Here is a 23,033-nt window from a genome sequence, read left to right as displayed (position 1 = left end):
AGATGCCAAAAGGGGGCTGTCACATTTCTTCCTCATTCCAGGTGGGTTAGCGCCCTTTCTTATCTGCCAGAACTTATCCGTTCTGAAGGAATTAGCACCATTGACACCCTGCAATCTTGCGGCAGCGGTAAGCTGCGAGCAAATACGGGTTGCAGGATCGGTTGCCGGGCTTCACAGGGCCTGTCCCTCCGCCACTCTTGATAAGAAATCGTTATGAAATTATTCAAAGTATATGATATTGCTCGGATATTGTCAATTGACTTTTTTTACCTTACGTTTCAATTTTCCAGGGCAACCAGAGCGCGGAACGAAGCGGTAAGCGCGCCGCATACCATCTGCATGCCTTCTCCCACATCGTCCATATTCGCCTGGATATCCTCCAGCCGCAGCTTGCTGTTCAAGCTGCGGTGCCGCTGCCACAGATCATCCTGCATCTCCGCATTCATATAGTGAATCTCGGTATTCCGGCGCTTGCGCAGGCGCTGCATTGCTTCTCCATGAAGCTGCTTGAGACCGGACAGCTTGTCGGTCAGGCGCGGGTGCCTGCCTGTCAGGTTCAGCCGGCGGAGCACCGTGAAGTAAGAGAAAAATTGCTTCATTTCCTCCGTCTCCAGCCGCAGCACCTCATTCAACAGCGTCCCCAACTTGTCCAGGATGGAGAAGACGCGGATGAATGCATTTTTGTAAAAGTAGACGTGACGGAAATAATCATCCAGTTCATTATCATTCATATCCTCCTGGTACTGCTTCGTCACCCGCTCCGCATACTTGCCGGAAGCATAAATGCTCTGCTCCAGCTCATCGAGCGACGTGCGCAGCCCGACCGTCCAGATTTCGATTTTGCGCCAATAATGTTCCGGATCCCCGCCGTTTTCCATCTGCTTCCTTACATGCGACAGATAGCGGTCTATCGCCTCCATCGCTTCCTTCAACGCGCCTTCATCCGTGCGGGGCTCTTCCCCGAACAGGCTTCGCAGCATCGTGACCACCCCCGATTAGAATCCGTTCGGGAAATAGTCTTTCCAACGATCGTCAACCCGTTGCACGATATCTTCCCGCGGGAACAACTCGTCCGGGTAGCCCGGCTTCATGCGCGCATCAATCACAATCGGCAGTCGATACGCAATGTGGTGATTTCGGACTTCCATCCGCGCGTATATATCAGAAGCAGGGTTGAAGCGGGTGAACACCGTCCACAGGAAAGACAACTGCGTGCGGGCCACTTGCGCATCGTCCACCAGGAATACAAGCGGCCAAGGCGTCTCCTGATCGGCCAACCGCTCCATCAGCCGTTCCGCCAGCTGCGGCTCGGCCTCATAGGACGCTCCGGACATCGTGAGGCAGCCGCGGCAGAACACGGCCACATCCGTGATTTCGTCAATCGGGCCTCCCTCGTACGCATGCGGGAGCTCGCGCACCGGCTCGCCGACCCCCAGCATAATGCCCTTGCTGCCGTGATTCAGCTTGTGCCCGGTATAATCGAGCGTATCATGGGACGTATTGTTCAGGACGTATAGATCCGACTCCGGTTGGAAGCGCTCCAATACGTTCTCCATCAACTGCGCGAAATTGTCCAGATCGACCTCCTGATCGGTGAGCATCAGGAATTTGGTGAGGCTGAGCTGGCCTTCCCCGAGAATCCGGAAGCCGCTCAGCATCGCCTCGCGCGAATAGCTCTCGCGGACGACGGCCGCGGCCAAGGAATGGACCCCCGTCTCCGGATAAGGGTGCACCTTGCGCACGCTCGGCATGACCATCGGAAAGGCAGGTGACAGCAATTTGACCAGATACTCGCCCAAATAATAATCTTCCTGGCGCGGCTTGCCGACGACCGTCGCCGGGTAGATCGCGTCTTTGCGGTGATACATGTGCTTCACATTGACAAGCGGGAAATCATGCGCCCAGGAATAATAACCGTAATGGTCGCCGAACGGCCCTTCCAGCCGCCGCTCATGCGGAGGCACATAGCCCTGGATGACGAACTCGGCTTCCGCCGGAATGCGGTGGCCTTCGAAGCCGCTGTCCACGACAGGCAGCCGTTCGCCCATGACAAAGGAGGCCATCAGCAGCTCCGGCAGCTTCTCCGGAAGCGGCGCGATAGCGGCCGCAATCAATGCGGGCGGGCCGCCGACGTAGATGGATACCGGCAGAGCCTCGTTCCGGAGCTCGGCTTCGTGATAATGGAAGCCGCCGCCCTTTTGAATCTGCCAGTGGATTCCGGTTGTCTTGTCGTCATATATTTGAACCCGGTACATTCCCAGGTTGTGATCGCTGCCCTTGCGCGCGGGATGCTCGGTGTACACGAGCGGGAGGGTAATGAACGGCCCTCCATCCAACTGCCAGCTCGTTAACGCAGGCAGGCCATGCAGCGGCATATCGGTCCGCTTCACGTCCATAATCGGCGCCTGAGCGGAAGATACATCCTTCATGCCCACCTTGAGCAGGCTCAGCAGTTCCTTGACGAGGCCTCGTTCTTCCCACAGTTTCTTCGGCGATGGAGGCATGAGGCGATTCACCGCTTCAATGCATTTGTTGGCGAACTGCTCCGGTCTCGGCCCGAAGGCCATGTCTACCCGCCGGGTCGTCCCGAACAGATTCGTGGCTACGGAGAACGGGCTTCCCTTCACATTGGTGAACAGCAGGGCGGGTCCGCCTTCCTCGATCACACGCCGATGAATTTCGGCGATCTCGAGATACGGATCAACTTCGGCTTCGATGACCGCCAACTCGTTCTCCCGCTTGAGCGTATGAATGAAACTGCGAATATTGGAAAATGACAACGCTAGCCCTCCTTAGATCATTAGCTGGGTGAATAATTGCTGAAAAATCGGCTTGTTATAAGGATAATTCTGTAATAGACGCCACAGTAACGTACTATTATGTAGTATATCTGTTTTTCATAAGAACCTAAAGCGCTACAACCGGACAGCTTACGACAATGTAAGATAAACGTAAGCGGGTTGCATGGCACCGCCCCATCCGTATCGGTACAATAAAAGCATGGTAAGCAAGACCACACTTTACGGGAGGTAGATGTTCATGAGAAGCACGAATCGGGAAACAGAGCGCAGACGTTGGAATGTCCGTTGGCTGGCTGCGGCGAAAGCGGCCGCGTCCGTACTGCTCTTCGGCGCTCACGCCGAAGACGCCCGTCAATTGAGAGAAGGAGCGTAAACCGGCTTATGTTCACTGTAACTCCACGCTATACAAGAAGAAGCAGTTCGCTTGTAGCACGTTGGCCCGCCATGGCGCCGCGCACCGTCAAGTGACTGCTTCTTTTCGCATTATGTCCGTTCCCGGAGCTGCCATACGCGAATGCTCATATGGCATAGCACGCTGAACAGTCCGCAAATCAACACCGCATGCAGCATTCCCGCGAATAAATACAAATTCTCATCCGTTATCGCAAAGACGACGAGCGCCCCGCTTACAATCTGTCCCGCGCACAGCGCAATCGACCATATCCCGCACAGCTGGATCTCCCGATTATTCTTATGATGATGATAGGCGAAATGCGCCATCACCGCGACGACAACGAGCAGCAGCGCCGCAGCCACCCGGTGCATGAAAGCGATTGCGGTTCCTCCCGCCATCTCGGGAATCCACTCGCCATTGCAGAGCGGCCAACCGAGGCAGCCGCCGGATGACTCCGTATGCCGTACGAAGGCGCCGACGTATATCACGATATATGTATATAACCATGTGAACCAGACGCCGTATCGGAACGTATCGCCAATCTTCCCGGCATGTTGGACGATGCCCCGCTCATACCTGCGCAGCGCCAGGCACAGCAGGAAGGATGAAGCAAACGCCAGCAGGGAGATTCCGAAATGCAGCGCCATAACGGGGGGAGACTGGGTAAACACGACGGCAAGCGCCCCCATAATCGCCTGAATGACTGTAAAAATAAGCGTCAGCAACGAATACATGACTGCGTCGCGCCTGTCTCGCGCGTAGCGGAACACAAACACAAATGATGCCAGGACAAGAATGCCCACAATTCCGGTCACCATGCGGTGCGAGTATTCAATCATCGATTCAATGGTATAGGCAGGCACGAATTTGCCGTTGCACAGCGGCCAATCGGTGCCGCAACCCTGGCCGGAGCCCGTCTTCGTGACGAGGGCGCCGTTCAGCACGACGATGAACATGCCGATGCAGGTGGCGTAAGCCAGTAACTTCAATTTACGGTAGATGTTCAAATTCACCAGATTCACCTGACCCGTTAGTCTCATTTGAAATAATCACGCCTCGACCTTATTGAACACGTATTTATTAAAATAATTCTTACCTACAAAGCATGCCAATCGTCCCCATTATACAAGATTTCCTAATCGAATGTACGGCAAAATTGTGACAAATATTACACATCCCCATAAAAACCGAGTCGATGCGCTTCCTTGCGCACATATAAAAAAATCCGCCCCGTCCAAGGGCGGATTATGCATTCTCTTCTGGCTTACAACGCTTCAGACACCGCTATGGCCCGATCCGCGAATTGTTCAATCTCCGGCCGCGTCTTGCGCAGCTTGTTGACGAAGCGAATCGTCTCCTTGCCGTCCTTGAAGGCGACGAAGCTAGGAATGCCGAGAATATGATACTGCTGGGCCACATCGACCAACGCCTCCGCATCCACCTCGAAAAATAGGGCCTTGCCCTCATATTGCGCCTCCACTTCCGGCATGAACGGATCAATAAAATGGCAATCCGGGCACCAGGACGTCTTGAATACGGCGATCGTCGTCAACGGCTGGGCAATCAACTCTTTAAAACGTTCCACGGTTTGTACTTTTTCCATCACGCTTCACTCCCAACTAGGTTGTTTTCAAGATAAACCAATTTGAAATGAAAAGTCAAACGGCAAACAGGTTCACAGGCGGGTCAATTTGGGCATACTAGTAAAAAATAAACGGAAAACAAGGGATTTCCGGGAAAGGAGAGCGCAAATACGATGGAATCCTCGTCCCCAACCCGATGGCGGTACGCCTGGCGATTGCTCCGGCATGCCGTCGACAGCGCCTGCGCCGCCATGCGCAATCTATGGACTAGCATGCGCAGGCAGGTAAATAGCATCCGCTGCCTGCACTCGATGGAATGGAACCGGGCTGCAGCCAGACGAGCGGAGGAGCGTCTGTACCGGATTCTCGCGGAGCGGAGCCGCCCGCATGCCGAAGAGGCCCGAGCCCATGAGCGTCAAAGCCTGACGTCCGAAGAATTGAAGCTTCTCGCTCATATCCGCCATGCGGCAGCGGCCGGGAACCGGAACAATGTCACCCGCGCAGAGGCCTATCTTCGGGTCTATAATGAGCACCCGGAGCTCCACTGGGCGCTGCTGGCCCATACCGTCTGCCGCAATGGAGGCTGGAATATGACGGATCTGCAGGGGGAATGGCTGCCGCGCATCATGAGTCCGGCGCAGCGCCAGTGGTCGTTCCGCATGCTGGAGCGAAGCAATGCCCTGATTTTTCATGACGCCTTCCCGCAGCTGCTGTTATATGACGCCAGCCGGCGCGAAGGGCGCAGCCTGTTCCATCTGCTCCCGCACCTGGGCATATCGGCATTCATGATTCCATTCTGGGACAGCTTCTGGGTTCAGCCGGACAGCCCGCTGCTGACGACCGCACTTATCATCAATGAACAGAACGTCATCGAAGGAAGCGTCGTCCAGAATGAACAGTTCCGCGAGCAGGTCATCGCGAAGTGGGATTTCCGCCTGCACGGTTGGATGCAGATGAATCAGGTCATCATCCCGCTCGGAGTCCCGTCGGTGCAGGAACCGGCCGTCCCCCTCGTCGGCCTGACGCTGGAGAATTTCTCCAACCTGGACGAGCGGATCGCGTTCGGGCGCAAACTATACGCCCTGTTATTCCATGCCCCCGACATTCACGGCCGGGCGTTAAGCTTCATCCGCGGCGTCCCGCATACCGGATCGCGCGCCGACTACTGGCCGCATGCCTTCACTACCCAGGCCACGGCGCCGGATGATGCGAACCTGACGGCGGCGCATCGGGCCTACAGTCCGCGGCTGGCCGATGCCTGGCCGGACGAGCCGCTGCCCCCGGTCGGGGCCGGCGATTGGTTCGTCGACGACCGGGTGCTCAAGCATCTGCAGCCAATGCGCCCTCCTCTCCATGCGGATATGACCTTGCCTCATGATCGGATGTGGAAGGAAACGGCTTCGCTCGCCGGCTTCATTCATCCCGGCCGAACGCAGCCTTCCTGAATCCCGCCCCTGCTGACCGCTTCAACTTAAAAAGGATCTTGCGCCGCCGCTTTGCGAGGGTGGCCAAGATCCTTTGCTTGTTCGAGACGCTATGCAGCAGCTTCGTTCCCTGGTCAGATCGAGAGCCCTCCGTTCACTTCAATGACGGCTCCGTTAATATAGTCCGCTGCGCCGGACGCCAGGAACAGATAGACCTGCGCGACATCTTCCGGTTGTCCGAGCCGGCGCAAGGGCACCTTGTTCCGCATGGCTTCGACAATGTTCTCCGGCATCTTCGCCACCATGTCCGTCGCGATAAAGCCGGGGGCGACCGCGTTTACGCAGATGCCTTTGTAGCCAAGCTCGCGCGCCCATGTCTTCGTCATGCCGATGACGCCCGCTTTGGCGGCGGCATAGTTGGTCTGCCCAATATTGCCCTGCACGCCGACGATAGAGGCCGTGTTAATAATCTTGCCTCGGCCTTGAGCCGCCATATAAGGCGCGGCATGCCGAGTGCAGTAGAACACGCCGGTCAGATTCACATCGATGACATCGCGCCATTGCTCCGGCGACATTTTGAGAAGCATCGCGTCGCGCGTGATGCCGGCATTATTGATCAGCACCTCGATGGCGCCAAAGCGCTCCATCGTCTTCTCCATAAGCTGCTCCACGCTGGCCGGATCCGCGACATTGCATGCCGCGAAGAGCGCGCGCTCCGCTGCGGACGGTCCAAGTTCATTCAGTAGACGCCTCCCCGCTTCTTCATTGAAATCGGCGATAACGACATTCGCCCCCGCGTCCAGGAACAGCCGCACAGCCGCTTCCCCAATCCCGTTGGCTCCGCCTGTAATGATTGCCGTCTTGCCCTCAAGCTTCATGTTCCCCCTCCTGTCTGCTTCCTTGCCTTTACATATGGTTCGTCATCGGTTCCGTCAAACGGGCCGGCAAGCCGCCCTGTCCGCCTTTCCAGCCTCTCCTGCCTTCCCCATCCCCCGGTCATGCTTCCGGCTGCACGGCGATATCCGCCGTCAGGAACGCCTCCACCGCTTGCAGGAGCTGTGCCGGATCGTCGACCAGCGGGGAATGCCCGCAGTCCTTCAGCGGGACGAACCGGGCGATCTCTCCCAAGTCGGCGAGTGTCTCGGCGGCCATCGCTTCGCTGATGACCATGTCCCGATCTCCTCGCAGCACAAGCGCCGGGGCCGCAATTCGCCGAACCGCGCCGCTGCCGGCGGCCGCCTCATGGCCGCACACGCTGACATTGAACGTATTGAGCGCATGATATACGTCCATCAGATTGCGCTGCGTCAGCATATCATCGAGATACGCTTCATAACGGGCTTCCTCCGGCCGGTTCTTGTCATAGATGACCGCTTCATACAGCCGCCTCAAAAATGCGCGGTCGCCCCGTGCGATCGCTTCCGCGATCAAGCGATTGCGCTCCAGCGCCTCGATGCCCGCATAGCTCGCGATCCGTCTGCTCCTGCCCGGCAGTCCGGTGCCGCCATCCTCATAGAACGGATATCCGCGGGTCGATACCGATGCCAATAAAATCAGCTTCGTCACCGCCTCCGGCCAATCCGCGGCCAGTTCCATCGCCACGCCGCCGCCTGTCGACCAGCCCATGACCGCGAACCGGTCCAGTCCAAGCTCCCGGCAGAACAGCTTCACGTCATCGGCGAAGTCGCGCAAAGCGCGGATCGGCTCGTGATACGTCGAGATGCCGAAGCCGCGCAAATCGACCGCATACAGCTTATAGCGGGGATCCAGCCGCTCCAGCGCCACATCCCAGTGGTAAGAAGAATTCATATTGCCGTGAATCAGCAGCAGGACCTCCGCCCCGCCCTCCCGTTCACGGTAACCAAGCGTCTCCCCATTGGGCAGCAGAACCGATTTCAATGCGGCCTTCGCCTTCATACGGATTCCCCCCATTTCAATGTGAGCGCCCCCCAAGCATAGCCGATGCCCGCCGCGGCCAGCACCACTACGCTTCCGGGGCGAATCAGGCCTTGCTTCACGCCCAGCTCGAGGCATATCATCGGATCGAATTGACCGATATGCCCGAATTCATCCAGATACACCGATCGCCGGGCCGGAATGCCCAACGCCCGGAGCACCGCCTCATGGGCGGATCGCTTCATATGAAGCAGACCGATAAAATCGATCTCATCCGGACGCCACCCGCTGTCGCGCACGGAGCGTTCCACCACCTCGGCAAACCGGGCCATCGACACCGCGTCCAATCGGCTTTTCATCAAGCCGGGATCAGGCACCCGGAACCGCGGCTCTCCCTGCGCGATCAGCTCCGACGTTAACGGCCGCTTGGTCCCGCCCGCCTGAATAATGACATCCTCCGCGAAGGATCCGTCCGTTATCACGGCCGTCTCCAGCACTTCCGGATACGCGGCCCCGGCGCCCCGGCGCAATATCATCGCCCCGCCGCCGGCGCCGAGATTGGCCATGAAGCGGGTATCGCGATCGGACAAATCGATGAGATCCCCGTTGCGGTATCCGCCCGCCAGCAGGACGGTCGAAATCCGCGCATCTCCCCGCATCATCGCCTTCGCCGCCTTTACGGCCATCAACGTCGTGCAGCAGCGGGACGACAGATCGAAGCCCCAGGCGTTGACGGCGCCCAGATCGTCCTGCAGCTTCAGGGCGGCCGTCCATACCGGATATTCCTTATGCTCCTCTCCGATATAGATAACCAGATCGATCTCGCCCGGATCGATCGCCGCCCGGGCCAGCGCTTGCCGTGCGGCCCGCACCCCCATCTCGCATGGGTGATCCTCCGGTCCTGGAACCGGTTTTTGCTTTATGCCGAGCTTCGACTCGACGATCTCCTGCGGTATGCCGGATGCCCGCGCGATATCCGCGCTCGTCATCCGGCCTTCCGGGATATAGATCCCCGTGGCCAGCAAGCGGATCGCGTCCGCCGCATCATATTCGTTACCGATCATATGGCATGTTCCCCCGTTTCATTCGCTGCTGCATGAACAGCACCGCCTCCTCCCAGGAAGCGACCGTTCGTTCTTCCTGCCCCTGCACATACGTGACCCGTATGCGCCAAGCGCCACAGGAAGCGTCATCATACCGCGTCTGGCAGCGGAGGACGAAGGAGCCGACCGCCGTTCCGCCATCCGCCCGCTCCGGCTGACGATAGCCCTCCCTGCCGCCGTGCTCCATCATCCGGCTTCCTCCTTCCGCACAGGCCGGGAAGCCGCCTTCCGCTCCTGCCCGGTCCGGCCTCTTCGGCCCGTCCTTATCCAATTGCGCAGCGTCCCAACGATGCCGGCCGGGAACAGCAGCACGACGATAATGTACAGCAAGCCGAAAAAAATGATCCAGCGCTCGAATATCGGATGGAATTTGGCCAATTCCGATAATCCATGATGCGCCCATTCAATCAGGGCGGCGCCGATGATGGCTCCATACAAGGTCCCTACCCCGCCGATAATCGTCATTAACAACGCGTTCAGCGTCATGTCCATCCCGAAGACGGTCGTATTGACGAAGCGCAATGTCAGCACATACAGCGACCCGCTCAGACTGGCCGCCATCCCGGCGACCACGGTGGCCATCACCTTGTAATGAATGATCTCGAAGCCGAGCGACTCGGCCCGCTGCTCATTTTCACGAATGGCCAGCAGCACCCGGCCGGCCGGGGATTGCGTAAAGCGGCGCAGCAGCAGGAAGATGGCAGCCATCGCCGCGAGCGCGGTGAAGTAGAGAACCGTCCGGTCCTTCATCGCGGCCGGAATCGGGAAGGTGAACCCGTCATTGCCGTTCGTCAGCGAGCGCCATTTCTCTGCCAGCACCAGCAGCAGGCCGGAGAAGGCGAGCGTCAGCATCGCGTAAAAATGGCTTTTCAGCCGCAGCGAGAGCATCCCCACGATATAACTGAGCAGCGCGGACAACAGCATGCCGGTCAGGACGGACAAAATGAGCGTTCCGACGGATGGGCCGAGCCGTTCCAGCATAATCCCGCTCGCATAGGCCCCGATGCCGAAAAACATACAGTGGCCGAACGAGACGATTCCCGTATACCCGAGCAAAATATCATAGCTCATGGCAAAAATCGCGAAAATGCAAATCTGCGTCATGACGATGAGAAAGCTGCGCGAATCATTGACCGCGGGCAGCAGCGCCAGAGCGGCGAGCATCGCCAGGAACCCGGCCGTTCCGATTCGGTTCGTTCTCATCCCGCTCCCCCCTTCGCCCCGAACAAGCCGGAAGGCTTAATGAGCAGCACGATGACCATCAGCAGCATATTGGCCGCAAGCGACAGCTCCGGCACGTAATAAGCCATGAAGGCGCCCGAGAGGCCGACAAGCACCGCCGCCAACGCGGAGCCCTGAATGCTTCCCATGCCGCCGATGACGACGACGATAAAGGCCAGGATGGCGAATTGCATCCCCATCTCGGCGAAGATCACGCCCGAATACGGCGCGAGGAGCGCTCCCCCAAGCGCCGCAAGGCCGGCTCCCGCCATGAATACGAGGGTAAACACGCGGCGGATCGGGATGCCCAGCGCCTGCACCATCTCGGGATTCATCACCCCGGCGCGCACGATAATTCCGATTTTCGTCCGCTTCAGCACGAACAGCAGTCCGCCAAAGACGATCGCCCCGACGCCAATAATGAATAAGCGATATTTAATGAAAATGATGCCGCCCATCTCCCAGCTCCCGTTCAGCAGCGGCGAAACGCCGGCCTTGAGCGGATTCGGACCGAACGCGACCTTCAGCAGCTCGCTCAAAACGAGCATCGCGCCCAGCGTGATGAGAATCTGCCGGATCGGATGGCCGTACACGGGCCGGACGACGAGCCGCTCCATGACCAGGCCGAGCAGCATGCCCATCAAGACGGCGCCGATGACGGCAGCGGCGAACGAGCCCGTCGCAGTGTACAGCCATACTCCGCCGTACGCTCCCCAGGCGAACAGTCCGCCATGCGCAAAATTCAGTACGCCCATCAGCCCGAAGATCAGCGTAAGCCCCGACGCCAACAGGAAGATCAGCATTCCCGTCGCCAGCCCGTTCACAAGCAAATTGATAATGCCATTCAATGTTCCTATCCCCCCGTTCCGCGAGCCGGCTATGCGATGCCCAAATATTTGCGCCTTGTCGCTTCGTCCCCCCGCAACTCCGCCATCGTGCCTGCGGCCACGATGCGCCCTTCATCCATCAGGAAGTACCGGTCCCCGATGCGGCTCGCCATCATGAAGTTCTGTTCCACCAAAAGCACGGTCGTCTTCGCCTTCATCTGCTCGATGGCCTGCATCAGCTTCTCCACCATAATCGGAGCCAGTCCCTTGCTCGGCTCATCGATAAGCAAGAGCCGATTCTCATTCACATAGGCGCGCGAGATGGCCAGCATCTGCTTCTGTCCCCCGCTGAGCAGCCCGGATTTGCGATCCCAGAAGGCGCGCAAATCCGGAAACAGCTCCTGCGTCCATTCCAGCCGCGCCTTCGCCTCGCCATCATGGCGCCTCATCGCGATCCGCATCGTCTCTCCTACGGTCAGCTCGGGAAAAATCCCCTGATCCTCCGGAACATATCCGATGCCCTGGCGCGCGATCCGATGCGTGGGCAGCGCTTCGATTCGCTCGCCTTCAAAGCGAATTTCCCCCCTGGATACCGGAGTCAGACCCATGATCGAGCGGAGGGCGGTCGTCTTGCCGGCGCCGTTCCTTCCCAGCAGCACCGTGATTTCTCCCGCCTTCACCTCGAAGGTCACGCCCTGTAAAATATGAAATTGCCCGATATGCGTCTCAATTCCCTGCACTTGCAGCAGCGTCATCATACAGCCCTCCCAAATAAGCCGCCTGCACCGTCTCGTTGCTCATAATCTCCTCCGGGCGTCCGTCCGCCAGGAGCCTGCCGCCGAACAGCACGGCGATCGTGTCGGACAGATCGAGCACCATATCCATCTTGTGCTCGATCAGCACGATCGTGCGCTTGCCTTCTTCCTTCATCTTGCGGATGACCTCCAGGATGGCAGGGACTTCTTCAATCGAGATTCCGGCCGTCGGCTCATCTAGCAGCAGCAATTCCGGCTGCAGCGCGAGCAGCATCGCCAGCTCCAGCTTGCGCTTCTCCCCATGCGCGAGATAAGCGGCCAGCGCCCCGGACCGGCTGCCGAGCAGCACCATGTCCAGCCAATGCTGCGCCTCCTCCTCGAAGCGGCGGAACGCTCTCGGCGATGCATGCCAGTTCAAGCGGACGCCCTGCCGCGACTGAACGGCGAGCCGCACATTTTCAAGCACGGTCAGATTCGGGAACACGTTCGTCATCTGGAAGGAGCGCCCCATTCCCAAGCGCGTGCGGCGGAACGGAGGCAGCGCCGTGATGTCTTGGCCGTTGAAGCAGATCGTCCCAGCCGTCGGCCGCAGCTGTCCGCTGAGCAGATTGAACAGCGTCGTCTTGCCCGCGCCATTCGGCCCGATAATGGACTTGAAGCGATGGCGCTCTATCTTCAGGCTCACATCCCGGACGGCCGTATGGCCTCCGAAGGCAATCGTCAGCCCGTCCGTTGCCAATACAATATCATCGGCACGAGCAGATTCGGTCCCGTTCATGCCCTCACCTCCCTGGCTACCGTTTGTTGCGTATCGGCGGAGCCGTCTCCTCCGGCGACAGCTCGCGAATCAGCACCGGCTCCGGATAATCGAGCCCGTCCCGCTTTTTCAATGTAACCGCATATAAGGTCTGCAAGGCCTGATGATCCTCGGCCCGGAACGTCATCCTGCCCTTGGGCGACTCGAAGCTCATCCCTTCCATCGCCGCAATCAATCGGTCCGTGTCCGCCTCGCCTCCGGTTTTCTTCAGCGCTTCAACAATCGCGATCGCGGCCGACATTCCTCCCGGCGTGAACAGATCCGGCAGGTCGCCATTGAAGCGCTTCTGATGCTCTTCCACCAGCCATTGGTTGACCTCATTGTCCGGCAGCGTGTAATAGTACACCGAAAATCCTTCCATTCCCTCCAACTCGTGCATCGTCTGGAGGGCGGCGATATCCGGCGCGCCGGTCGATATTTTAATGCCCTGCTCCCGCACCTTCATATCCTGCAACTGCTTCCAGGGCGTGTTCGCTCCGGCCCATACGATGAACAAATAATCCGGCTTGGCGCTCACGATCTTCTGAATGTTCGCCGTGAAGTCGGTCGCCGCGGCATCGGCATACTGCTCCTCCACAATAACCGCCCCCAGCTTCTCCGCCGCTTCGATGAACGCGGCGATGCCGTCCCGGCCGAACGCGCCATCGGGAGCGAATGTGGCGATCTTCACGCCCGGCTTCGCTATCGCCGCCGCGCCGGCCACCGCATCCTGCGAAGAATTGCGCGCCGTGCGGAACACATACCGGTTCCAGAGCTCCCCGGTAATGCTGTCGGCAACCGCCGGCTCGACGACCATCACTTTCTCATACTCTTCCGCGAGAGGAAGCACGGCAAGCGTGTCTCCCGAGCTGGAGGATCCGACGAGGAAATCGACTTTGTCGGTCTCGAGGAGCTTGGTCGCTTTCTTGACGGCCACATCGGGCTTCGTCTCCGTATCTTCGATGATGAACTCGATGCTGCGGCCGGCCACGGTTCTCATTCCCCCGGTCGCATAATCGATGCCGAGCTCGAATCCGCGCGTGCTCTGCTTGCCGTACGATTCAAGCGCGCCCGTCATCGAAGCAAGCACGCCGATCCGAATCGGCGGCTGCCCGGCCCCTTCCGCGCCCTCGGCCTGCCCCTCTGTCCCCTTGGCCTCGCCGGAACCGCCGCCGTTCGCCGTCTGGCCGGGAGCGCCGCCATTGCCGGCTCCGGCGCCGCCGCTGCCGCAAGCGGAGACGGCGAGCAGAATGAATGCAAGCAGGCCGAGCACGCATAGGCGCGGCCTGCGCCGAAATTGCACTTGATGATTGAACACGACAAAACCCCCTTACGATTCAATTCCCGTTCATCATAAGAGGGTCAGGTTGCAAATCAGTTGCACTTCAATCCGTTCCTCATTCGGTTACGGCCGCCATCAAGTCCCGAATGCTCGCCATCGGCTCGATGCCAAGCTCATCCTGCAGCGCCGCCGCGCACTTGCGATACCATTTCAGCGCCTGGTTCCGGTTGTTCATCCGGAGATGGCAGGCGATCAAGATGCGGTAAGCCTCTTCCCAGCAGCGATCCTTAGCCGTCATCGCCTCCGCCCAGTGCACCGCCTTATCGTAAGCCTCCGCCGCCATATACTGGCGGGACAGCCGTTCCGCTCCGCGCATGAACAGCACCTGCAGCCGCTCTCTTTCCTCGATGCACCAATCCTCATAGCGCCGCTCCGGCATATAGTCCCCCTGGTACAAGCGAAGCCCCTCCTCCAGCCGGGACACGGCCTCTGCCGCATCATCGGCTTCAAGCCCGCGCGCGATCGCCTGCTCGAAGCGATCCGCGTCCAGCACCCAGCCCGCGGCCGGATTGAGCTGGTACGCCTGCCCCCGCCTCAGAATAAAATAGGGCGCGGATCGGGCGCGGCGACGGGGCTCCAGAGCCGTATTCAGGGCGTTGAGCGCGACCTTGAAATCACGGTTCGCCGCTTTTTCTTCCGCCTCGGGGAAAAGCTCGCTAAGCAGTTCTCCCTTCGAGACCGGGCGATGGCGGCGGGTAAGAAGCAGTTGGAACAGCTCCTTCGCTTTGCCGCGCTGCCAGTCTTTCTCCTCCAGCTCCACATCGCCAAGGCGGACGCGGAACTCTCCCAGCGTCTCGACATAGAGCGTATAGCCGGGATGATACGTCAGGCGGTCCATGCCAAGCTCCGAGAGCAGCGAAGCGGCATACGCGCGGCACAGATCGAGCCGGACCGCTTCGATGAGCAGCGGAATGAGCTGCTGCGTGTCGCTGGGGCCGAACAACGTGCGCCGCGTGAACAGAAAAGCGTATCCTTCCTGTTCGGACAGCGTCAAAAAGCGTTCCATCGAAACCGCGAACCAACTGTCCCGCTCCAGCCGATAGGCAGTGAGCGCCTGCCACATTTCCGCCGTGGCGCAGCCGAACTGATCTCCGCAGGCGACGAAACGCTCCCCGCATTCGCGAAACACCTGCACGGCTTCCTCGCAGCGTTCGGAATAGAACAGGGCCATGCCCATGCTCAAGCGGATGAGCGCGGTCAGCCAGCCATCGTTGGCGCTCTGCGTTCCGTCGCAGGCGGTCTGCCCGTACCGAAGCGCCGTCTCCGGCGAGCGTGCCCGGCCATACAGCAGGCATAGCCCCATATATGGCTCCGCGCTTCCCCGCTTGACCTCCAGCCGCTCCATGATGGCCAATGCCTCATGATAGCATTCCGCGGCCACGCCGGCATCATAGATGCCCATCAGCTGTGCGGCATGCCCCATACGCATCCAGCCGCAGGCTTCCACGAACGGGGCCTTCAAGCGGATGCCGTGCATCATGCCGTCCTCCGCCGCCCGCTTGGCCGGAGCCGGCTCGCCGCGCATGCTGTCGATCATGGACAGCAGCAGATTGATCTCCCGATGCGAACGCGATAAAGTCTTCGGATGAGAGCCGAGGCCGTTATAGCGCGGTCCTTCCCCCCGTTCCAGCTGCTCGGCCCGCAGAAGCTTCGCCCTCGCTTCGCGCAGCCTTCCCGTCCGCAGGCACAGTCTCGCTTCCAAAATCCAATCGCGGCTGTCCCGATCGACATGCATCGCGCGATCATACCAAATCTGCGCCTCCATCCCTCTGCCCGCGTTCAGCATATTTTCGGCCATCATCGCATACAGCCGCGCCAATTGCTGCCGCCCTCCCGCAGTTCCGTGCCATGCCGAGCGATAAGCGGCGAGCGCGGCTTGAGCTTGCGGGTTCGCCCGATTCCCGGCCGGCCCGGACGGCCCCTTTTCCGCCGCCAAGCCCGCTTCCGCCTCTTCCGCTAACGGCGGGTAATATCCGCACAGCGCTTCGGCCAGCGCAATGGCCCGCTCAAGCAAGGGCTCCGCCAGCCCTGGGCGAATCGTATCCAAATATAAAAGCGCCTGCCCTTCGAGAGCCAGCAGCTGCACCATCCGGTTGCCTGCGCTTCCGGCTCCGTACTCGGCCAGCCGATACTGCTCGCCGGAAGCCTCATATTGACATTGATAGCGGAAAATATCGCCCTGCAGAACAAGCAGGTAAGGATGCCGGTGCTTGATGCGCTCCGGCAGCCCCGACAGCGCGGCGCAGACGAGTTCCAGACGGCCGTGGCGGATTAACTCGCCGCCCCCGTCCTGCAGCAGAAGCGCCATTTCCTCCGGATCCTGCAGGACGGACGCTTGCGTTATCGCCAGGTCATACCGCTTGCGGGCAGCGAACACATGCACCGCCTGCCTCAACAAAGACTCGCGCCGCTCCGGCTGCCGTCCAAGCTGTTCCGTAAGGAATTCGCGGAACAGCGTATGATAGCGGAATTGGCGTTCATCGACGGCCGACAGCATGCCGCTGCCGCACAATTGAAGCAGCAAGGCATGAGATCCGTGCCTTCCGCATACCGCGTCGCACCACTCCCCGGTCAGCTCGTCGAAGATGCTCGTCTCCAGCATGAAGGTTCGCATGGACGGGGGCTGCTTCTGGAACAGCTCCAATGCCAAGTATTGAAACAGATCCTCCATCGTTTCCCGGGGCGCCTCCAGCGCTTCCGCAACCGTTCCGTTCGATGCGAGCAAGCGCTGCCAAATCAGCTGTACCGCAATGATCCACCCTTCCGTCTGCTCGAAGATCCGCCGGACTTCACTTGACGACAACGGATAATCATAGTACTCGCTGAACAGAACATCAATTTCTTCTTCATTAAAAGCGAGGTCTTCTCTGGCGAGCTCAAGCAAATGGCCATGGAGACGCATCGAAGCCAGTCTGTCCCATTGGGGCCGGGAACGGGAGGAGATGACGATTCGCAGCTTCTCGCAATCAGGGAGATAGGCAAGCACATACTGCATCCACTGTTCAATGCTGTCCGTCGCTTCCACCAGGTGATAGTCGTCGATGATGAGCAGCGTCTGCCGCGGAAGCGCTGTCAATTCATTCAAAAACAAATCCGCCAACGCATAAATATCCTCGCTGCCGCTCCGGCTTCCGCCTTTCATGTCGCCAAGCATGGTCTCCCCGAATCCGGGCACCGCTTGCCTGAGCGTATAGACGATATGAGATACAAATGGAATGAAGTCATTGTCTTGAGGAGATACGCCGTACCATGCATACGTCAAATCAGAGGATCGAAGAAATGCGGAGAGCGCTGTCGTCTTGCCGAAGCCCGGGCCCGATGTCAGCACCGTAAGGGGGAAGTCCGGGATGCGGGACAACTGCTTCGCGATACGAGGACGGTGAAGCAGCTGCTTTTTCAAGGGAGGCGGCATCAGCTTCATTTTAAGCACGCGTCCTTCCTTCATAACGAACCTCTCTTTCCCATATTCTCCTGTTTATTGTAGCACAATTGATTCGATTGCTAATCTGGTTTCCGCAAAAAAAGCGGCCGACTTGCGTCAACCGCCGAACCATTCCCTCATCCGCTTCTTATCCAATTTGCCCACGGCCGTTGTCGGCAGCTCCCGTACGAACAGATACCGTTTCGGCACCTTGTATTTGCCGATGCGCGCCGAGCAAAAAGCGGCAAGGCCGGCCTCCGTAACCGAAGTGCCCTCGTCCACCGCGACCACCGCCGCAACGACCTCTCCCCATTTATCGTCCGCCACCCCGACGACTGCCGCTTCCTTGACGCCCGGGCAGCTTGCCAGCGTCTGCTCCACCTCCAACGGATATACGTTCTCTCCGCCGGTGATGATCATATCTTTTTTGCGCCCGACGATATAGTAATAACCGTCCTTGTCCCGCGAAGCCAGATCCCCCGTCATGAACCAGCCTTCCCGCAATGCCTCGGAAGTCGCCTCCGGGTTATTCCAATAATGCGAGAACAGATGCCCGCCCCGGAGCGCGAGCTCTCCCACCTGATCCGGTTCCGGCTGTGCGGAATCTCCTGCAAGCGGAATAAGCCTCGCCTCGCTGAAGATCATCGGAAAGCCGACGGAGCCCGGCTTCTGCGCCGCATGCGCCGGATCGATCACGAAGTTGTTCGGCCCCGATTCGGTCGCTCCGTATCCTTCCTTGAACGGAAGCCCTTTCGCTTGGAAGGCTTGATAGACCGGCAGCGGGCATGGCGCTCCTCCCGACAGGAACGACCGCATCGTCGGAAATTCGGCCTCCGCGAACGCGCGGGAGTGGACCAGCATATGGTACATCGTCGGCACCATGAGCGCAATGGTGCAGCGCTCCTCGTTCAACAGGCGGACCATCTCCTCGCACTGAAACGATCGCACCAGGACGACCGTGCCCCCGGCCATCAGGACCGGCATCGTGAGGGCATTCAGCCCGCCCGTATGGAACATCGGCAGCACTGTCGGGGTCACGTCGTCCGCCGTCAGTTGCCAGCTTACGACCGTGTTGACCGCATTCCAAAACACGGAACCATGCGTCAGCACCACCCCTTTCGGCTTCCCGGTCGTGCCGCCGGTATAGATCATCATCCACGCATCGTCATGGGCTGGACAATGGCGCCGCACCGCCGCATAGTCCGTGCTTGACTCCAATGCCGCGACAGACAGCAGAGCGCTGTCCGCAAGCGGAAGCCCCGCCGCAAGCCGCGCCATCTCCGGCTCATCGGCGTCATACACCAGCAGCTTCGGCTCGCTGTCCAGCATAATCCCGTGAAGCTCGGCCACGGACAGCCGCCAATTCAACGGCACCGCAATCGCCCCGAGCATGCCGCAGCCGAGCACCGCTTCCAGCATCTCCGCCTGATTGTGCATCAGGACGGCCACCCGATTGCCAAGCCCGATGCCTGACGACTGCAAGGCCGCAGCCAGCCGCTCCGCGCGGCGATGCAGAGTGCCGTACGTAAGGCGGAGCCCGCGATGCCAATCTACCGCGGCAATCCGATCCGGAGTATGCCGGCACCGATTGTCGAACCATTGAAGCGCGCTGTCATGCATCGCCCGATCCCTCCGTTCCGGTTCAGCTCCGTTCGACAATAACCGCGACACCATGACCGCCTCCTACGCAAAGAGCTGCCGCGCCGTAGCGAATATGCCTGCGCCGCATCTCATGAATCAAGGTGACCAGCACACGCGCGCCGCTCGCGCCGATCGGATGGCCGAGCGCAATGGCCCCGCCGTTCACATTCACCCGTTCGGGATCAAGCTCCATCTCGCTCATCACGGCCAGCGCTTGCGCCGCGAACGCCTCATTGATTTCGAACAGGCCGATGTCCTGCAGCCGCAAGCCTGCCCTGCGGATAGCCTCTGTAAGGGCGAGAACCGGGCCAAGCCCCATCCACTCCGGCTCGAGCCCGACGGCGGCATACCCGCGAATGGCTGCGGCCGGGGCAATGCCATGCGTGTCCGCCGCCTTACGGCCGCACAATACGACGGCCGCCGCGCCGTCATTGATGCCGGACGAATTGCCGGCCGTCACCGTGCCTTGCGCCTTGAAGGCCGGCCTCAGCCTGGACAGCGCCTCCAACGTCAGCCCCGGACGGGGGTGCTCATCCGCCGCGATCAGGCGCGCACCGCCCTTGCGGTCCGCGACGGATACGGCGACGATCTCCTCTCGGAACCGTCCGTCCTCCATCGCCGTCTGCGCCCGCTGCTGGCTCTGGAGCGCGAAGGCATCCTGCTGCTCGCGCGTGAGCCCATAGCGCTCGGCAAGGCGTTCCGCCGTCCACCCCATCGGCTGACTGATAATCGCGCACGTCAGCCCGTCATGCAGCACCGAATCAACCAACTCCCCGTGCCCGTACCGGTAGCCCTGTCGCGCCTTCTTCAGCATGTAAGGAGACTGCGACATATTTTCCATTCCGCCCGCCACAATCACGTCCGCATCCCCCGAACGGATGCACTGGGCTCCCAGCATCACCGCCTGCAGGCCCGAACCGCAGACGAGATTCACGCTCGTCGCCGGAACCCGCTCCGGAATTCCCGCCTGCAGCGAGGCCTGCCGCGCTCCGTTCATTCCAATTCCGCCCTGCAGCACCTGCCCCATATACACCTGGTCTATTCTCTCGCCGGCCGCTCCCGCACGTTGGCAAGCTTCCTTCATCACAATGGCCCCCAGCTCCGTGGCCGCCGTATCCTGGAAGCTGCCCTGAAACGCTCCAATTGGAGTACGCACCGCACTCACAATGAACACCTCGTTCAAGTCGTCCACCTCTCGTTCAGTCTAGAGTCGCCTCCAGTTAACAGGAAAAGGGTTGCAAATCGGTTGCAGCGGCCGCTCGGATGTAACCCTTTATGGACGAATTTCGAACATCGCGGCAACAAAAAGAGCGCCGGCCGCTTGCGGCTCGTACGCTCTTTTGCTGACGCTCTGTCTATCGTTTAGCACTTGAATCGCGCGGATAACTGCTGCAAATCGTCGGCAATGGTTGCCAGGTGATTCGCATACGACGCCATCTCCTGCATGGCGGCATTTTGCTGCTCGCTCGCTGCCGCTACGGTCTCCATTTCTACGAGTGTCACATTGGTCATTTCGCTTGCGGCATCGAACGACTCGATCATCTCGCTGTTGGAGGATGCAAGCTGGGCGCCCAAATCAGCCACATGGCTCAATTGAATGTTCATTTCATCGATAGCCTGGAACATATCCGAGAATCTGTCCGTCACCGCCTGCGTCATCGCTTGCCCCTCGGCCACCGTCTCGACTCCGTCCTGCATGGCGGCCCATACGGAGTCGGAGCGCTCTCTCATTTGCTGCACGACGCCCGTAATCTTTCCGGCCGCTTCCTTCGTCTCCTCCGCCAGCTTGCGGACCTCGCCCGCGACGACCGCGAAGCCGCGACCGTGTTCGCCGGCCCGGGCCGCTTCAATCGACGCATTCAGCGCAAGCAGCTCCGTCTGTGCGGCCACCTCTTGAATAAAGGTTACGATGCGGTGAATATCATGCGACTGCTCATTCAACCGTTCGGTCTCCACCTTGGCCTGTTCCGTGTTCTTTGTAATGGCCTCCATCTGCTTCCGCACATTTTCGAGCGCCTTCTCCCCATTCACGGCCCATTCGCTCATCTCATGCGCCGCATGGGAGGAATTTCCGACCAGCTCGACGACGCGCTTGAGATGCGCCGCAGACTGATGCGCTTGGGACGTTGCGACATTCAAGCGTTCATTCAATTGGGCCGACTGCGCCGACACTTGCTGGTAGGATGCCGATACTTCTTGCAGGGAGCTGAGATTCTCCTCCGAATTCGCCGACAGTTCCTCTGCGGAAGCCGCGACCGATTCGGATACTTCGCGTATTTGCGTCATGATTTCGGCTAATGCCTGCGACATGGCATTGAAATTTTTCTCCAGACGTCCGATTTCATCCGTCCGGCCGCTTGTCGGAATGCGGACCGTGAAATCCCCGGCCGCGATCCGCTCCGTCGTTTGCTGTATCCGAACGACAGGGCGGATAATATTGCGGACAAATCTCCACAGAAATAATCCAATAAGCCCGATAAGCACGACAAGGAACACCGAAGCGATAATGACGATCTGATTCGCTTGCTGATTGATTTCGCCAAGGCTAAGAACCGAGACGATATTGATGCCGAATTTATTCCGCTTGTCGAAGCTGATGAACTCGTTCCGCCCGTCCGCACTCGACAGAAACTCTCCATATTCCTCTGTCAGCAGTTCCTTATATTGCTCCTTGTCCACTTGAGTGCCTTGCTTATATTCCGGGTGGAATAAAATGCGGTTATCTTTGTCGATGAGACTGATATATCCGCTGTCTCCGACTTTGAATTGGCTGACCGATTGCTTGATGTTATCGATCGAGACATCGATTCCCGCGACACCGGCTCCGTTAGGCAGCGAGTGCGAGAACGTCATAATCAGTTTTCCCGTAATGATATCCTCATAAGGCTTCGAGACAATGACCTCGCTCGGGCGCTGCAAGGCCAACTGATACCATTCGCGGTGGGTGGCATCATCAATGCTGAGCTTGCTGCCGTTGCTGTCGAGATACTTGTCTCCCAGCACCACATAGGCATTTAAAATCGTGTTGACGTCTCCTGCAAGCTCCGTCACCCGATGCTTGATTCGCTCGATGTCCTGCGGGTACTCGTTAATCGAATTGGCCAGGCTGCCAATCATATGAGCATTCGTCTCGTACGATTGATTCAGCAGCCGCGAGATCGACTTCGTCGCTTCATTGACCTCGTCATACATCATATTCTTGGTGTTGTTCGATGCCGTAATTGTCAATACGACAATAAGAATAATCGTTGGAACGATGATAAAGCAGGTGAGCAGCAGAATCATCTTTTTTTGCATGGAATGCCGGATCGACCGTGCCCAGTTTTTACCGTATTTCACTGTAAAATCTCCTCTTTGTCCGTTTTAAATTCAACTCTGTACGTATATCGGACATTTTCGCTATACTTTTTTATACTTTTCAGAAAAAAGTCAAAAGGTAATTAAAGGTAATCAAATAAATTTATCCTCTCCTTGGCACCTTATGTGCGCTCTCCCATTCGCTCAGCCCTTCCCTTCCTGCGGCCTTATCGACATTCTCCCCTTTGGTCAGGTTCAACCTGCCCCCAACCGCCTTACCGGCACTATCCCCTCTAGTCAGGCTCTGCCTATTCCAACTGCCTTATCGGACACTATCCCTTCTGGTCAGTTACCAATTTTGTATTAATCATTATTTCTTACGATTAGTACTTTCGTTTTTAATTCAATCAGCGGGTAACAAGTTTATTGAAATTATCAAACCATTTCTTACATCTATTTGAAAATCACCAACACGATTTGATTGAAATCCATCAGATCGAAAACATCGATTAACAAAGTAGAGAAAATCGAT

General features: G+C 58.8%; 19 protein-coding genes and 1 riboswitch. Of the genes, 2 read left to right on the top strand and 17 right to left on the bottom strand.

Annotated features, from left to right (window positions below; translation table 11 throughout):
- Nucleotides 1–56: 56 nt before the first annotated feature.
- Nucleotides 57–207, bottom strand: a riboswitch (SAM riboswitch).
- 71 nt (nt 208–278) lie between these two features.
- Both ABD76_RS27115 and ABD76_RS27110 read right to left on the bottom strand, forming a co-directional pair.
- Nucleotides 279–980: a Cthe_2314 family HEPN domain-containing protein gene (locus ABD76_RS27115; RefSeq protein ID WP_197260017.1), complete on the bottom strand. Its 702-nt coding sequence runs from the start codon at nt 978–980 to the stop codon at nt 279–281.
- 15 nt (nt 981–995) lie between these two features.
- Nucleotides 996–2,780 (bottom strand): UbiD family decarboxylase, encoded by a 1,785-nt coding sequence (locus ABD76_RS27110; RefSeq protein WP_197260016.1) that lies wholly within the window; start codon nt 2,778–2,780, stop codon nt 996–998.
- A 259-nt stretch (nt 2,781–3,039) separates the two neighbouring features.
- On the opposite strand from ABD76_RS27110, the gene ABD76_RS30315 reads away from it, so the two are divergent.
- A complete protein-coding gene (locus tag ABD76_RS30315; RefSeq protein WP_261944548.1) occupies nt 3,040–3,174 on the top strand; it encodes a hypothetical protein in 135 nt (44 codons plus the stop codon).
- A gap of 110 nt (nt 3,175–3,284) precedes the next feature.
- Here the strand turns inward: ABD76_RS30315 and ABD76_RS27105 are convergent, their stop codons facing one another.
- Complete coding sequence (locus ABD76_RS27105; RefSeq protein WP_197260015.1) at nt 3,285–4,235, bottom strand: COX15/CtaA family protein; 951 nt, start codon at nt 4,233–4,235, stop codon at nt 3,285–3,287.
- Nucleotides 4,236–4,459: 224 nt separating this feature from the next.
- Nucleotides 4,460–4,798: a thioredoxin family protein gene (locus tag ABD76_RS27100; RefSeq protein ID WP_197260014.1), complete on the bottom strand. Its 339-nt coding sequence runs from the start codon at nt 4,796–4,798 to the stop codon at nt 4,460–4,462.
- 153 nt (nt 4,799–4,951) lie between these two features.
- Between ABD76_RS27100 and ABD76_RS27095 the strand changes: the two genes are divergently transcribed.
- Nucleotides 4,952–6,223: a DUF2515 family protein gene (locus tag ABD76_RS27095; RefSeq protein ID WP_197260013.1), complete on the top strand. Its 1,272-nt coding sequence runs from the start codon at nt 4,952–4,954 to the stop codon at nt 6,221–6,223.
- A gap of 113 nt (nt 6,224–6,336) precedes the next feature.
- Here ABD76_RS27095 and fabG read toward each other — a convergent pair whose 3' ends face one another.
- The 13 genes from fabG to ABD76_RS27030 form a co-directional block, all read right to left on the bottom strand.
- On the bottom strand, nt 6,337–7,080 hold the full coding sequence (fabG, locus tag ABD76_RS27090) for a 3-oxoacyl-ACP reductase FabG (protein ID WP_197260012.1): 744 nt from the start codon (nt 7,078–7,080) through the stop codon (nt 6,337–6,339).
- Nucleotides 7,081–7,198: 118 nt separating this feature from the next.
- Nucleotides 7,199–8,119, bottom strand: coding sequence for an intracellular short-chain-length polyhydroxyalkanoate depolymerase (gene phaZ, locus ABD76_RS27085; RefSeq protein ID WP_197260011.1), 921 nt, complete (start codon nt 8,117–8,119; stop codon nt 7,199–7,201).
- Nucleotides 8,116–9,162, bottom strand: coding sequence for a 3-oxoacyl-ACP synthase (locus ABD76_RS27080; RefSeq protein WP_197260010.1), 1,047 nt, complete (start codon nt 9,160–9,162; stop codon nt 8,116–8,118). The genes phaZ and ABD76_RS27080 overlap by 4 nt, the downstream gene beginning before the upstream one ends.
- Nucleotides 9,152–9,391, bottom strand: coding sequence for a hypothetical protein (locus ABD76_RS27075; RefSeq protein ID WP_242069834.1), 240 nt, complete (start codon nt 9,389–9,391; stop codon nt 9,152–9,154). Before ABD76_RS27075 ends, ABD76_RS27080 begins: the two co-directional genes overlap by 11 nt.
- On the bottom strand, nt 9,388–10,404 hold the full coding sequence (locus ABD76_RS27070; RefSeq protein ID WP_197260009.1) for a branched-chain amino acid ABC transporter permease: 1,017 nt from the start codon (nt 10,402–10,404) through the stop codon (nt 9,388–9,390). Before ABD76_RS27070 ends, ABD76_RS27075 begins: the two co-directional genes overlap by 4 nt.
- Nucleotides 10,401–11,270, bottom strand: coding sequence for a branched-chain amino acid ABC transporter permease (locus tag ABD76_RS27065; RefSeq protein WP_197260008.1), 870 nt, complete (start codon nt 11,268–11,270; stop codon nt 10,401–10,403). Before ABD76_RS27065 ends, ABD76_RS27070 begins: the two co-directional genes overlap by 4 nt.
- Before the next feature lie 29 nt (nt 11,271–11,299).
- Nucleotides 11,300–12,004 (bottom strand): ABC transporter ATP-binding protein, encoded by a 705-nt coding sequence (locus ABD76_RS27060; protein ID WP_197260007.1) that lies wholly within the window; start codon nt 12,002–12,004, stop codon nt 11,300–11,302.
- Entirely contained in the window at nt 11,976–12,782 is an 807-nt protein-coding gene (locus ABD76_RS27055) for an ABC transporter ATP-binding protein (protein WP_197260006.1), read from the bottom strand. Before ABD76_RS27055 ends, ABD76_RS27060 begins: the two co-directional genes overlap by 29 nt.
- A gap of 16 nt (nt 12,783–12,798) precedes the next feature.
- Nucleotides 12,799–14,118: an ABC transporter substrate-binding protein gene (locus ABD76_RS27050; protein WP_197260005.1), complete on the bottom strand. Its 1,320-nt coding sequence runs from the start codon at nt 14,116–14,118 to the stop codon at nt 12,799–12,801.
- A 79-nt stretch (nt 14,119–14,197) separates the two neighbouring features.
- Nucleotides 14,198–17,587: an ATP-binding protein gene (locus tag ABD76_RS27045; protein ID WP_197260004.1), complete on the bottom strand. Its 3,390-nt coding sequence runs from the start codon at nt 17,585–17,587 to the stop codon at nt 14,198–14,200.
- Nucleotides 17,588–17,680: 93 nt separating this feature from the next.
- A complete protein-coding gene (locus ABD76_RS27040) occupies nt 17,681–19,237 on the bottom strand; it encodes an AMP-binding protein (RefSeq protein WP_197260003.1) in 1,557 nt (518 codons plus the stop codon).
- Nucleotides 19,206–20,387, bottom strand: a complete 1,182-nt coding sequence (locus ABD76_RS27035) for an acetyl-CoA C-acetyltransferase (protein ID WP_197260002.1) — start codon at nt 20,385–20,387, stop codon at nt 19,206–19,208. The genes ABD76_RS27040 and ABD76_RS27035 overlap by 32 nt, the downstream gene beginning before the upstream one ends.
- Before the next feature lie 179 nt (nt 20,388–20,566).
- The gene (locus ABD76_RS27030; RefSeq protein WP_197260001.1) at nt 20,567–22,543 is read right to left on the bottom strand and encodes a methyl-accepting chemotaxis protein; all 1,977 of its coding nucleotides are present in this window, start codon (nt 22,541–22,543) and stop codon (nt 20,567–20,569) included.
- Nucleotides 22,544–23,033: the final 490 nt, after the last annotated feature.

Source organism: Paenibacillus dendritiformis, from assembly GCF_015845845.1.
Lineage (GTDB): Bacteria > Bacillota > Bacilli > Paenibacillales > Paenibacillaceae > Paenibacillus_B > Paenibacillus_B dendritiformis_C.
This window is presented reverse-complemented; position numbering and strand designations above follow the sequence as displayed.